The following is a 12,393-nucleotide window of genomic DNA, read 5'->3' as shown; positions in this document are numbered from 1 at the left end:
CTTGCGCGGTATCGGCGCGGATCAGCCCTCCTTGCCCCACGCAAGCTCGTACAGCTCAAGCTGGAACCGGTAGCACGGGTCCGTCTCGAACTGCGGCGGATAGTTGCCGGGATGCGGCTCGCCACCGTCGCGGATCGCATGCTTTTCCATATCCGTCAGCACAGCGAAGCAATCCTGCGCGCTGTCGAACTCGGTCGCGTAGGCTTGGTCCCGGCGCTGCTCGATCTGCTCCAGGATCTTCAGGGTGGACAGCGTCTGCGCCTTGCGCACCCGCTCTGGCGATGCGTTCAGATCGAACGTGCCGATATCCCCGTGGAAAATCACGAAGGCATTCGGGCCCGCTTCGTGGATCTTGATCTTGTCCTGGTGCCCCATCCCGGAGAGTTTCGAGTTGCCGGACATCTGGGCCTTGGCCCAGGCGACCAGCCCCGTCGCCGGCCCCTCGGGCTCTCTGTGCAGCACGGTATAAGCCTTGCCGTTCTCGTCGAACGTCATCAAGGCGGTTCGCGCCCGCGCCTCCTCCAGCGCCCGCCCCTGCAGGTTGTCCGTGATGACCTCGGTGGGCATGTTGCTGCCGACCCCGCCATCGGTGAAGGAACGCGTGCCGCTGCCGTCGCCGGGATCGAAATCCACGGACCGGAAGTACACCGGGATGCTCATGGAGATGCGCCCCGCGACGGCCACGGGCATGTCCGGCGTGTTCTGCGCGTTGAAGTAGGTTTCCTGCTTGTTGGTGCTGTCCCACCCCGTGAGCGTCAGCTCCTTGAACTGCGCGGGCGCCAGCAGATGCATCAGGCGCAGGTCCTTGAACGTCACCATCTGGCCCGTGCGGTCGCTCTCGAAATCCTGCGTGCGCAACTGCGCCAGGCGCTCGATGGCGCTATCGATCTCCCCCTCGCCGCCCAGGCTGGCGAGCTTCTCCCGCATGGCGGCCGGGTCCCAGTTCCTGTTCAGGTATTGGGACACGCCGGTGGCCGAGGTCTGGTCCAGCAGTTCAAGCGCGCGGCCGGCATGGAACCCCACGCGCCAGCTCACATCGACCATCGGATAACGCGTCTCGAAGTTTTTCGGCGTGCCCTTCAGTTCGTTCATGTCCACCGAGGCGGAGAACGTCTGGAAGGCATGCGCGTCCTGCCCGCACGACAGACACACCGCGGTCAGCGCGCCGGCGGACGTGCCCACCAGGTGCTTCAGGCCACTGAGCATGCCGGCGTCCTGCATTTCGACCAGGGCCCCGGGATTGCCGATGCCTTTGGCGCCGCCGCCGCGGAACACCAGATTCTCGATCTGCGGCGCTTGCCGGATCACGTTGAAGCCCAGCACCTTGCCTTCGGAATCCTTGCGCGGAACCACCTGCGGCCGGATATCCACTTGCCGATCCACCGTCAGCCGCGCGTGCGAGGCATGGATCTGCAGTTCCTGCAGCGCTTCCTGGGCGCGGGCATTGGCCTTGGACACGGCCTCGCGCAGCACCTTGTCCGGCACCCGGCCATCGCCGCGAGCGAGGGCTTCCCGCGTCGCGATGTTCAGCGAGTTCTCCAGGATTGAGGCGCACAGTTCCTGAGCGCGGACCTCGAAGCCCGCCTTGCTGTGCCCGGGTACGCCCGCCCCGAGTTGCGAGACCTGGGCCTGGAAGAAACCCTTGAACGCTTCACGCGTGTTGATCAGTTGGGCGACGCTGCGGGTCGGCGTGCAGAAGACGCCGACCAGCCGGGCAAACCACGTGGGGGGTTCGCTGCTGCGCTGGACCGCGTCATTCCATTGCGTCGAGAGATGGCTTACGTTGCCTAAGGGGGCGGTCATCATCATTGATCTCCTTGAGGCGCGGCGGCAAGCGCCGGGGCCAGTTCATAGGCGAGACGGCTGTTCTCGAAACCGATGGTGCGAACCAGTTCGCGTACGCGGCGCCCCTGATCGAGCATCCAGATCAACCAGGCGCCGAACGTACCGCCCTCGAGGCGGTCCATGGCCTGGCTGGCGTGCACGACGATGAAATCGCGGCTGTCCAGACCCACGCGGAACGGCTGTCCGGCCTGCGCGGAGCGATTGAGCAGCAACAGCGTATCGACCAGGGCGCGGCGCGGCGCGCCGACATACGCCGAGACGTCATGGCACCAAACGTCGACGCAGACATCCGGTCGTTTGAGATGTCCGGACACGGTCACGCACAGGTTGTCGTCGAATACCAGGTCGAAGCTGCGCGAGGACGTGGGCGTCACGTCTCCGAGGCTGGCAGCCAGGCGTTGGAAATCGGGATCTTCGAATTGCGGCATCTGTCTTTCCTTGAGAGGCGGTGCTCAGACTCGCGACCAGCGAGCAGGCGTGTTGATCGTCGACAAGGAGGCGTCGTCCGGAGCGGGCGTGTCGGACTCTTGCGCGGGTGCCACGCAGCGTTCGAACATCTGGTTCAGCAGGGTTTCGACGGCCATGGCGTCGACCGGTTCGGCCAGCTCAGCCAGGACACAATCGCGGCCTTCGTCGTCCAATCCACCGGCAAATGCCTGGCTGAAGCGGCTATCGGCTCCGAGGCGCAGCAGCGCCTCGCGCGCGGCCGCTTGCTGCGCTTCGGTGCGGCCCACGGCCAGCGTGGCCACGGACAGTCCGAGCGTAGATGGCACGGTGCGTCGCAGCAGCCGGACCATGCGGTGCTCGTCCAGGGGCATGTGGACTTCCTGGCCAGGGGCCAGGGACGCCGCGCCTTCGGCGATGGCCTGCGCAATCGCGGAAATCGAATTCATCGGGGCTCTCCATTCCAGCGGATCAAGTTCCGCTTTCCAGGTGAGTAACCAGAACTCCCGAGACAGTTCCCCGGGGCCGCCAAGGACATCCGGCAGCGCCGGGAGCGCGCCTGACTTGGCATGGCGCGTGCGTCGCAATGATGGCGCCGCCTCCCTGGAGGCGCGAGATGCGGCGCAATGGCCGCAGACAAAAGAAAAGGCGCCCAGAGGGGCGCCTTTTCCGGTGACACTGCGGTCGCCGGTCAGTGCGAGCTGCGTTTCTGACTGAACTTGCGTGCCGCGGCGGCCTGGGCCGCCAGCATGGCGAGTTCGGCCTCGACGACAGCGATGTCGGACTTTTCCTTGGTGTTGCGCAAGGCTTCCTCGGCACGCTCCCGCGCGGCGACGGCCTTGGCTTCATCCAGGTCGGCGGCGCGGATGGCGGTGTCGGAGAGCACCGTGACGGCATGCGGCTGGACTTCCAGGATGCCGCCGGCCACGAAGATGTGCTCTTCGGTGCCGTCGTCACGCCGGATTTTCAGCGTGCCGGGCCGCACGCGCGAGATCAGCGGGGTGTGCCCCGGCAGGATGCCGAGATCGCCCGATTCGCCCGGCAGGGCGATGAAGGCCGCCTCGCCGGAAAAGATCGAGGCCTCCGCGCTGACCACTTCGATGTGAAGAGTCGCCATGTGCAATCCTTATTGGAGGGTTTTGGCCTTTTCAAAGGCCTCGTCGATGCCGCCCACCATATAGAAGGCCTGCTCGGGCAGCGCATCGCACTCGCCCTCGACGATCATCTTGAAGCCGCGCAGGGTCTCGGCCAGCGGCACGTACTTGCCGGGCGAGCCGGTGAAGACTTCGGCCACGTGGAAAGGCTGCGACAGGAAGCGCTGGATCTTGCGGGCGCGGGCCACGGCCTGCTTGTCTTCCGGCGACAGTTCGTCCATGCCCAGGATGGCGATGATGTCGCGCAGTTCCTTGTAGCGCTGCAGCGTCTGCTGCACGGCGCGGGCAATGCCGTAATGCTCTTCGCCGACGACCTGCGGGTCGAGCTGACGGCTGGTCGAATCCAGCGGATCCACGGCCGGATAGATCCCCAGGGCGGCGATGTCACGCGACAGCACCACGGTGGAGTCCAAGTGCAGGAAGGTGGTGGCGGGCGACGGGTCGGTCAAGTCATCGGCCGGCACGTACACGGCCTGGATGGACGTGATCGAACCGGTCTTGGTGGACGTGATCCGTTCCTGCAGCTTGCCCATTTCCTCGGCCAGCGTCGGCTGATAGCCCACGGCGGACGGCATCCGGCCCAGCAGGGCGGACACTTCGGTACCGGCCAGGGTGTAGCGGTAGATGTTGTCCACGAAGAACAGCACGTCGCGGCCTTCGTCGCGGAATTTTTCCGCCATCGTCAGGCCGGACAGGGCCACACGCAGACGGTTTCCGGGGGGTTCGTTCATCTGGCCGAACACCATGGCGACCTTGGATTCCGCCAGGTTGTCGAGCTTGATGACGCCCGCGTCGGACATTTCATGGTAGAAGTCGTTGCCCTCGCGGGTGCGCTCACCCACGCCGGCAAACACCGACAGACCGCTGTGGGCCTTGGCGATGTTGTTGATCAGTTCGAGCATGTTGACGGTCTTGCCCACGCCGGCGCCGCCGAACAGGCCGACCTTGCCGCCCTTGGCGAAGGGGCACACCAGGTCGATCACCTTGATGCCGGTTTCGAGCAGCTCGACCGAAGGCGAGAGTTCGTCGAATTTGGGAGCGGTCTGGTGGATGGCGCGCTTTTCGTCGGACTGGATGTCGCCGCGCTCGTCGATCGGGCGGCCCAGCACGTCCATGATGCGGCCCAGGGTGCCGGTGCCCACGGGCACGGAGATCGGCGCGCCGGTGCCGGCCACGGACATGCCGCGGCGCAGGCCGTCGGACGAACCCATGGCGATGGTCCGCACGACACCGTCGCCCAGTTGCTGCTGGACCTCGAACGTCAGGCCCTTTTCCGCGAATGCGGAGGACTCGTCGGTCAAGGTGAGCGCGTCGTAGATGTTGGGGATGCTGTCGCGGGGGAACTGAATGTCCACCACGGCGCCGATGCACTGAACGATGGTACCGTTGCTCATGTTTAGTCCTATAAGTATCTCTGGGTTGCCGGTGCTTGCGTCGATCAGACCGCGGCGGCGCCGCCCACGATTTCCGAAATTTCCTTGGTGATGGCCGCCTGGCGGGTCTTGTTATAGACCAACTGGAGGTCGCCGATGACTTTCTTGGCGTTGTCGGACGCGGCCTTCATCGCGACCATCCGGGCGGACTGCTCGCTGGCCATGTTTTCCGCCACGGCCTGATAGATCAGGCCTTCGACGTAGCGCAACAACAGCTCGTCGATCACGGTCTGGGAGTCCGGCTCGTAGAGGTAGTCCCACCCGTACTGGCTTTCCAGGGCTTCCTCGCCCTGCGCGTCGGTCTGGAAGGGGTCTTCCAGGCCCGAAGGCAGCGGCAGCAGGCGGATGAAGCTGGGATCCTGCTTCATGGTGTTCACGAAGCGGCTGGTCGCCAGATAGACCGCATCCACCTTGCCCTCGACGAAATCGTCGAGCTGGACCTTGATGGCGCCGATGAGGCGTTCCAGGTTAGGCGCATCGCCCAACTGGACTTCCGAAGACACCACATTGACGCCGACGCGGTTCAGCAGGCCCAGGCCCTTGGAGCCCAGCGCCGTCGCCTGGACCCGCACGCCTTGCTGCTCGAATTCCTTGATCCGCGCCAGTACCAGGCGCGAGATGTTGGTATTCAGGCCGCCGCACAGACCCTTGTCGGTGGTGACCAGCACGACGCCCACGGACGACAGCTTCTGGCGCTCCACCATGTAGGGATGGGTGTAATCCGGGTTCGCCTGCATCAGGTGGGCCGCGATGGCGCGCACCTTGGTGGCGTAGGGACGGCCCGTCCGCATCCGTTCCTGCGCCTTGCGCATCTTGGATGCGGCGACCATTTCCATCGCCTTGGTGATCTTGCGCGTGTTTTGCACGCTCTTGATCTTGGTTCGAATTTCCTTGATTCCGGCCATTCCACTATCCTGTCAGGGCTGACCGGGACGCGCGCCGCGCGCCCCGGGCGCTACTTAAAACGTGCCGTGCTTCTTGAATTCCTGGATGGCGGCGCCCAGAGCGGCGTCGTCTTCCTTGGAAAGTTCCTTCACGTCTTCGATGCGCTGGATCAGGGCTTCGTGCTTGGCCTTGAGGTAATCCTTCAGGGCCTTTTCGAAGGACAGCACCTGGCCGACTTCGAGGTCGTCCAGATGGCCGTTGTTCACGGCATACAGGGCCACGGCCAGTTCCCAGACCTGCTGCGGCTGGTACTGCGGCTGCTTGAGCAGCTCGACCACGCGCTTGCCGCGCTCGAGCTGGCGGCGGGTGGCGTCGTCCAGGTCGGAGGCAAACTGCGCAAACGCGGCCAGTTCGCGGTACTGGGCCAAGTCGGTCCGGATGCCGCCCGACAATTTCTTGACGACCTTGGTCTGGGCCGACCCCCCCACGCGCGACACCGAGATACCGGCGTTGATGGCGGGGCGGATACCGGCGTTGAACAGGTCGGTTTCCAGGAAGATCTGGCCGTCGGTGATGGAAATCACGTTGGTCGGGACGAAGGCGGACACGTCGCCGGCCTGAGTTTCGATGATCGGCAGCGCAGTGAGCGAACCGGTCTGGCCCTTGACGGCGCCCTTGGTGAATTTTTCCACGTACTCGGGATTCACGCGGGCGGCGCGCTCGAGCAGGCGGGAGTGCAGATAGAACACGTCGCCGGGGTAGGCTTCGCGCCCGGGCGGGCGGCGCAGCAGCAGGGAAACCTGGCGATACGCCCAGGCCTGCTTGGTCAGGTCGTCGTACACGATCAGGGCGTCTTCGCCGCGATCGCGGAAGTACTCGCCCATGGTGCAGCCCGAGTAGGCGGCCAGGTATTGCATGGCGGCGGAATCGGACGCGGCGGCGGCCACGACGATGGTGTATTCCAGCGCGCCGTGTTCTTCGAGCTTGCGCACCACGTTGTTGATGGTGGAAGCCTTCTGGCCGATGGCGACGTACACGCAAGTGACGTTCTTGCCCTTCTGGTTGATGATGGTGTCGACAGCCACCGCGGTCTTGCCGGTCTGGCGGTCGCCAATGATCAGTTCGCGCTGACCGCGACCGATAGGCACCATGGAATCGATGGCCTTCTGGCCGGTCTGCAGCGGCTGCGACACGGACTGGCGTGCGATCACGCCCGGCGCGACCTTTTCGATCACGTCGGTTTCTTTGGCGTTGATCGGACCCTTGCCGTCGATCGGGTTGCCCAGCGCATCGACCACGCGGCCGCGCAGCTCGGGGCCGACCGGCACGGCCAGAATGCGGCCGGTGGTCTTGACGGCGTCGCCTTCGGAGATGCCGACGTAGTCGCCCAGCACCACGGCGCCCACGGAATCACGTTCCAGGTTCAGGGCCAGACCGAACTTGTTGTTGGGGAATTCGAGCATTTCGCCCTGCATCACGTCGGACAGGCCGTGGATGCGGGTGATGCCGTCGGTGACGGACACGACCGTGCCCTGCGTGCGGACATCGGTGGATGCGCCCAGGCCTTCAATGCGGCTCTTCAGCAGTTCGCTGATCTCGGACGGGTTAAGTTGCATGGTAAGACTCCTGGAATCTTGTTGGTTGGCCCGCCATCACGCGGCCAGCGTATCGCGCAAGCCGGCCAGCCGGGCCTGCACGGAAGTGTCGAGCACATGATCGCCGACGGCGACGCGCACCCCGCCGATCAGTTCCGGGTCGACCGTCACCTGGGATTTGAGCTTGAGGCCGAACTTGCGCTCCAGCCCCTGCAGCAGGCCGGCCACCTGGGCGTCGCTGAGCGGATAGGCGCTGGTGATGTTCGCCAGGGCGGTGCCTTCGAGCCGGTTGCGCAGCAGTTCGAATTGCTCGGCCACCTGAGGCAAGGCCTGGACGCGGCCGTTCTCGACCACGAGGGCCACGAGATTGGCGGCCTGCTCGGGAAGTTCCTGGGACACCAGGCCGGTCAGCAGATCGGTGCGCTGGGCATCGGACAGGCGCGGATCGGCCATGGCCTCGAGCACGTCGGGCATGCCGGACACCTGGGCCAGCAGCGACATCACGCCGGACCAGTATTCGAGCCCGCGTGCGTCGTTGCGCACGGACTCGAACAAAGCCTCGGCATAAGGCCGCGCGATAGTAGACAGTTCAGCCATGACTCGCCCTGGTTCAGAGTTGCGCCTGGAGCTGGTCGAGCAGCTCGGCATGCGCCTTGGCATCGACCTCGCGACGCAGGATTTGTTCAGCACCCTTGACGGCCAGCACGGCCACTTCGGTACGCAGCGTTTCACGTGCGCGCTGGACTTCCTGGGCGGCGTCCTGACGGGCCTGGGCGACGATCCGGGCCTTTTCGGCTTCGGCTTCGCGGCGGGCTTCGTCGATCAGCGCGGCGGCCTGCTTTTCGGCTTCGGCCAGACGTGCATGGTTTTCCGTTTTGGAGGCAGCTTCCATCAGACTGACGCGAGCCTGGGCCTGGGCCAGGTCGGCCTTGCCCTTCTCGGCGGCGGCCAGACCGTCGGCGATTTTCTGGCGACGATCATCCATTGCCTTCGTCAGGGGCGGCCAGATGAATTTCATCGTAAACCAACCCAGAACGAAAAACACGATCATCTGGAAAAAGAGAGTCGCGTTTAAATTCACGGTCGTTTTCCTAATTTACCCGTTCGTGCCTTGCGGCGATTCCGCAAGGCACCTAAACCGGCCGTCCACGGCTTGAAGGCCGCCGACGAACCCCTGGCCTGCGACACGCGCGCAGGCCTGCGCCGTCATCAGCCCACGAAGGGGTTGGCGAATGCGAACAGCATGGCCAGACCCACACCGATCAGGAAGGCCGCGTCGATCAGGCCGACCAGCAGGAACATCTTGGTCTGCAGGGTGTTCATCAGTTCGGGCTGGCGCGCGGAGGCTTCCAGGTACTTGCCGCCCATCATGCCGATGCCGATGCAAGCGCCGATGGCGCCCAGACCGATGATCAGACCGCAAGCGAGAGCAACGAATGCAACGTTGGTCATAACAACTCCTTGGTAAGTAAACGTTGTTTAGTCAAAAAATCAAAAACCAGAGATCAGGGCAAGCCCCGCGAGCCCGCCCGGGAAGCCCCGGGCGAATTTTTAGTGGCCTTCGTGCGCCTGCCCGATATACACCAGGGTCAGCATCATGAAGATGAACGCCTGCAGCAGCACGATCAGGATGTGGAAGATCGCCCATGCCGAACCGGCGAGCACGTGTCCGAACGCAAGACTGATGCTGGAAGCATTCGCCCCCGTCCAGGCACCACCCAGCAAGGCGATCAGCATGAACAGCAGCTCGCCCGCATACATATTGCCGAACAGCCGCATGCCCAGCGACACGCACTTGGCCGCATATTCGATGAGGTTCAGCAGGAAATTGAAGGGCGCCAGGATCAGCGCGGCGATGCCGTGCGCATGAAACGGCGCGGTGAAGAGTTCCTTGACGAAACCGCCCGGGTTCTTGATCTTGATGCCGTAGTACAGCATCAGCACCAGCACGCCCAGGGACATGCCGATGGGGATGTTCAGGTCGGCGGTCGGCAGGATGCGGTGGTAGTACAGCGGATCGGAGTGCTCCGCGCCCAGGCCGGTGATGCGGAAGATCCAGGCGGCCAGATCGACGGGAATCAGGTCGAGCGCGTTCATCAGCGCGATCCAGAGGAACACGGTGAGCGCCAGCGGCGCGGCAAACTTGCGCGTGTTTTCGTTGGGGATGATGCCCTTGGCCTCTTCATGGACCATGCCCACGAGCATTTCGATGGACATCTGGAAGCGGCCCGGCACATCGGTCGTGGCCTGGCGGGCGGCGCGCCAGAGGAAGAAGATGACGATGGCGCCCATCAGGACCGACCAGAACAGCGAGTCGTAGTTGACGACGTCGAAGTTGGCGATGATGTCCTGCTTGTGCCCGAGATTGTTCAGGTGAACCAGATGGTGCTGGATGTATTCGGACTGAGGCGTGCTTACAGCGTCGGTCATCGGAAACCCTTTTTCGTATTCAAATCATGGCAGTCGGCGCAAGGCCAGCAATACCACGTACCCCTTCATGACGCCCAGCAAGCCCAGCAGAAAGGCCAGCCAGCTCAGCCAACCGCCCCACTGCCACGCCACCAGGACCACCACCCCCGCCACCACCAGCAGCTTGAGGAATTCGCCCCAGAAAAAGGCGAGCGATCCCGGGCGCTTCGGCCCGAAGTACCCCAGCAACAGCCGCAAGGCGAACAGCGCATTGGGTACAAAATAGGCCGCCGCCCCGATCAGGGCGGAGACCCCAGCGTCCTTCCCGGCAATCCCCCAGGCGACCAGCACCACCAGCATCCCCGTGAATGCCTGCGCTGCCAGCGCCCGAAACAGGCCGACCCGTGAACGTCGGGCGATCAGTGCGCGTTCCTGGTCGGAGAGCACCAGCGCGCCGACGGAATCGTCATCCAATCCACAACGCAGATCCGATGCGGACCGATCACCCATAAAAGCCCGTTCACAGCCCCGCGCCGATGGCGCAAGGCGATACAGTCAAACCGTTGAATTATAGCCTTCTTTAAGCTGGCGTTCAGCGCACCCGCCCAAAAGGCGCACCATTTTAGCGTAGTTTGCGCTCCCGTGCCCACCGCCGCGCATGAGCAAAGGACTACGGCTTTTGGCGGAAGGGGGATGCCCTGCCGCCAAAAAGCCTAACCCTTCCGTCCTATAGGACTGGCGCAAACGGACTCTTAACATTTCCCCACAGATCACAGTTCGATACGTTCAGAAAAAAACGTGTTCATCGGGGAGATCGCTGTGTCGTTCCATGAGTTCCGCTTCGCGCTGGCAACGATGTCGCTGGCGGCCTCCCTGGCCGCGGCGCTGCCGGCTGCGGCGCAGGAACCCGGCCCGTCCAAACTCAACCTCGACGAAGGACGGATCAACAGCGACCCGCTGAAGGGTCTGATCATCAGCCGCACCATGACCGTCATGGGATGGGACTTCTACAGCAATTTCACCCAAGTGTGGCAAGCGCTGTACCCGGACTCTCAGGCCACGATGACCGTCATTGAGCGCCCCACGGCGCAATTCGGCAGCGAGATCTGGATCACCTATCTGAACCAAACCGTTTTCCACACTTTCCTGTCGCCGGCCCGCTCGCGGGCGAAAGACCAGAGCAGGGAAGTCGTCCAGGCAGTCCGGGAAAACATCGACATCATCAACGCCCAAAGGCAGTTCATCCAGAGCGCCGACCTCGGGCCAGAGGAGATGTAAATGAATCAATCCAAACGCAACGCCCGCCCCAGGCCCGGCAGGCCCATCGCGATCTTCTTGGGCGCCCTGCTCGCGCTGCCATGGGTCTCGCTGCCCGCATCGGCGGAGCAACTGGTCTACACCCCGGTCAACCCCAGCTTCGGCGGCAACCCGCTCAACGGCCCCACGCTGCTGCAAAGCGCACAGGCGCAGAAACGTTTTCCCTACCCCATGGACGATCTCGGCCTGGACAACATCGGGCAGATTCTGCAAACCGACCAGGGCTTCCTGATCCAGAAGGGCGACAAGCTCTACTGGGTCGACCTGAACGGCAACGCGCACCCTATCGATCTCGACAGTGCCAGCAGCAGCGACGCCCCCATCAACTGAACCGGAACAAGAAAGGCCCGCCATGGATACCCAGAAGATACCCGGAGTCCGCGCATTCACGCCGGTACGCGGTTCATGGATCGCTCCGTTACTGGCGCTGACTCTGTCCGCATGCGCCCTCCAGAAGCCCGTCAACGTCTCCAATGAAGCACAGTTGACACCGCCGACGCCGTCGGCCACCGCATTGCTGCAGTTGCCCCCACCGCAAAACAAAATTGTGGCCGCCGTCTACGGTTTCCGGGATGAAACCGGTCAATACAAGCCTTCACCCAACAGCGCATTCTCCACGGCAGTGACCCAGGGTGCCGCGTCGATGCTGATGAAGGCCCTGAGGGATTCCGGCTGGTACATCCCCGTCGAGCGCGAAGGCCTGCAATCCCTGCTGACCGAACGCCGGGTGCTGCGCGCCGTGGCGGAGGGCGCGCAAAACGGCAACAACGGGGTTCCGAACCTGCTGCCCGCCTCCATCATCCTGGAGGGCGGCGTGATCGCCTATGAAACCAACACGAGAACCGGCGGCCTGGGGGCAAAGTTCCTGGGGATCGGCTTGAGCACGCAGTACAGCGTCGACCAGGTCACGATCAATCTGCGGGCCGTGGACGTCTCGTCCGGCGCAGTCCTGGACAGCGTCTCGACCACCAAGACGATCTTCTCGCACGAGATCCATCCGAGCTACTTCCGCTTCGTCAATTACTACGACCTCCTGGAAATCGAAGGAGGCTACACCCACAACGAACCCGCCCAACTGGCCGTGAAAGAAGCCATCGACGCCGCCGTCATGCACCTGACGGTCAACGGCATCAAGAACAACCTGTGGCAACTGAAAAATCCGGAGGACTGGAACAGCGCGCTGATCCAGCGTTACCTGACCGCCGACAGAAACGAGGTCGTGACAGTGACGCCGCGCCAGGCGGCCGACATGGACGCCACCGCCACGCCGGCCCAAACCCAATAACCGCCTTGAATGCGGCTTCGCCCGCA

15 protein-coding genes are annotated in these 12,393 nt (G+C 63.8%); 3 read left to right on the top strand and 12 right to left on the bottom strand.

The genetic code is table 11. The annotated features are described in order from the left end of the window. Nucleotides 1-21: 21 nt before the first annotated feature. The 12 genes from ABRZ00_RS07015 to ABRZ00_RS06960 all read right to left on the bottom strand — a co-directional run bounded on the left by ABRZ00_RS07015 (nucleotide 22) and on the right by ABRZ00_RS06960 (nucleotide 10,239). Nucleotides 22-1,803 carry a patatin-like phospholipase family protein gene (locus tag ABRZ00_RS07015; RefSeq protein ID WP_368642508.1) on the bottom strand — a complete coding sequence of 594 codons (1,782 nt, stop codon included), beginning with the start codon at nucleotides 1,801-1,803 and terminating at the stop codon, nucleotides 22-24. A 2-nt stretch (nucleotides 1,804-1,805) separates the two neighbouring features. After that, on the bottom strand, nucleotides 1,806-2,273 hold the full coding sequence (locus ABRZ00_RS07010; RefSeq protein WP_368642509.1) for a hypothetical protein: 468 nt from the start codon (nucleotides 2,271-2,273) through the stop codon (nucleotides 1,806-1,808). A gap of 24 nt (nucleotides 2,274-2,297) precedes the next feature. Beyond that, a complete protein-coding gene (locus tag ABRZ00_RS07005) occupies nucleotides 2,298-2,738 on the bottom strand; it encodes a hypothetical protein (RefSeq protein ID WP_368642510.1) in 441 nt (146 codons plus the stop codon). A gap of 242 nt (nucleotides 2,739-2,980) precedes the next feature. After that, nucleotides 2,981-3,406, bottom strand: a complete 426-nt coding sequence (locus ABRZ00_RS07000; protein WP_343836075.1) for a F0F1 ATP synthase subunit epsilon — start codon at nucleotides 3,404-3,406, stop codon at nucleotides 2,981-2,983. 9 nt (nucleotides 3,407-3,415) lie between these two features. After that, complete coding sequence (gene atpD / locus ABRZ00_RS06995; protein ID WP_368642511.1) at nucleotides 3,416-4,837, bottom strand: F0F1 ATP synthase subunit beta; 1,422 nt, start codon at nucleotides 4,835-4,837, stop codon at nucleotides 3,416-3,418. A 44-nt stretch (nucleotides 4,838-4,881) separates the two neighbouring features. After that, nucleotides 4,882-5,781, bottom strand: coding sequence for a F0F1 ATP synthase subunit gamma (gene atpG, locus ABRZ00_RS06990; protein ID WP_343836077.1), 900 nt, complete (start codon nucleotides 5,779-5,781; stop codon nucleotides 4,882-4,884). Nucleotides 5,782-5,835: 54 nt separating this feature from the next. Then, nucleotides 5,836-7,377, bottom strand: a complete 1,542-nt coding sequence (gene atpA, locus ABRZ00_RS06985) for a F0F1 ATP synthase subunit alpha (RefSeq protein WP_343836078.1) — start codon at nucleotides 7,375-7,377, stop codon at nucleotides 5,836-5,838. Between the two features lie 36 nt (nucleotides 7,378-7,413). Continuing rightward, entirely contained in the window at nucleotides 7,414-7,953 is a 540-nt protein-coding gene (locus ABRZ00_RS06980; protein WP_343836079.1) for a F0F1 ATP synthase subunit delta, read from the bottom strand. A gap of 13 nt (nucleotides 7,954-7,966) precedes the next feature. After that, the gene (locus ABRZ00_RS06975) at nucleotides 7,967-8,437 is read right to left on the bottom strand and encodes a F0F1 ATP synthase subunit B (protein ID WP_343836080.1); all 471 of its coding nucleotides are present in this window, start codon (nucleotides 8,435-8,437) and stop codon (nucleotides 7,967-7,969) included. A gap of 128 nt (nucleotides 8,438-8,565) precedes the next feature. Next, nucleotides 8,566-8,808, bottom strand: coding sequence for a F0F1 ATP synthase subunit C (gene atpE / locus ABRZ00_RS06970; RefSeq protein ID WP_043684944.1), 243 nt, complete (start codon nucleotides 8,806-8,808; stop codon nucleotides 8,566-8,568). A gap of 99 nt (nucleotides 8,809-8,907) precedes the next feature. Next, nucleotides 8,908-9,786, bottom strand: coding sequence for a F0F1 ATP synthase subunit A (gene atpB / locus ABRZ00_RS06965; RefSeq protein WP_368642512.1), 879 nt, complete (start codon nucleotides 9,784-9,786; stop codon nucleotides 8,908-8,910). 24 nt (nucleotides 9,787-9,810) lie between these two features. Continuing rightward, nucleotides 9,811-10,239: an ATP synthase subunit I gene (locus tag ABRZ00_RS06960; protein ID WP_368642513.1), complete on the bottom strand. Its 429-nt coding sequence runs from the start codon at nucleotides 10,237-10,239 to the stop codon at nucleotides 9,811-9,813. A gap of 324 nt (nucleotides 10,240-10,563) precedes the next feature. On the opposite strand from ABRZ00_RS06960, the gene ABRZ00_RS06955 reads away from it, so the two are divergent. Genes ABRZ00_RS06955 through ABRZ00_RS06945 form a run of 3 tightly spaced genes read left to right on the top strand, consistent with a single transcriptional unit; the run spans nucleotide 10,564 to nucleotide 12,367 of the window. After that, on the top strand, nucleotides 10,564-11,043 hold the full coding sequence (locus ABRZ00_RS06955) for a CsgE family curli-type amyloid fiber assembly protein (RefSeq protein ID WP_368642514.1): 480 nt from the start codon (nucleotides 10,564-10,566) through the stop codon (nucleotides 11,041-11,043). Further along, entirely contained in the window at nucleotides 11,044-11,412 is a 369-nt protein-coding gene (locus ABRZ00_RS06950) for a curli assembly protein CsgF (RefSeq protein ID WP_343836086.1), read from the top strand. A gap of 22 nt (nucleotides 11,413-11,434) precedes the next feature. Further along, nucleotides 11,435-12,367 (top strand): CsgG/HfaB family protein, encoded by a 933-nt coding sequence (locus ABRZ00_RS06945; RefSeq protein ID WP_368642515.1) that lies wholly within the window; start codon nucleotides 11,435-11,437, stop codon nucleotides 12,365-12,367. Nucleotides 12,368-12,393 lie beyond the last annotated feature (26 nt).

The organism is Castellaniella ginsengisoli, assembly GCF_040955415.1.
Classification (GTDB): Bacteria; Pseudomonadota; Gammaproteobacteria; order Burkholderiales; family Burkholderiaceae_B; genus Castellaniella; species Castellaniella ginsengisoli.
Note: the sequence above shows the minus strand (reverse complement) of the source record. Positions and strands in the feature narration are given on the sequence as shown.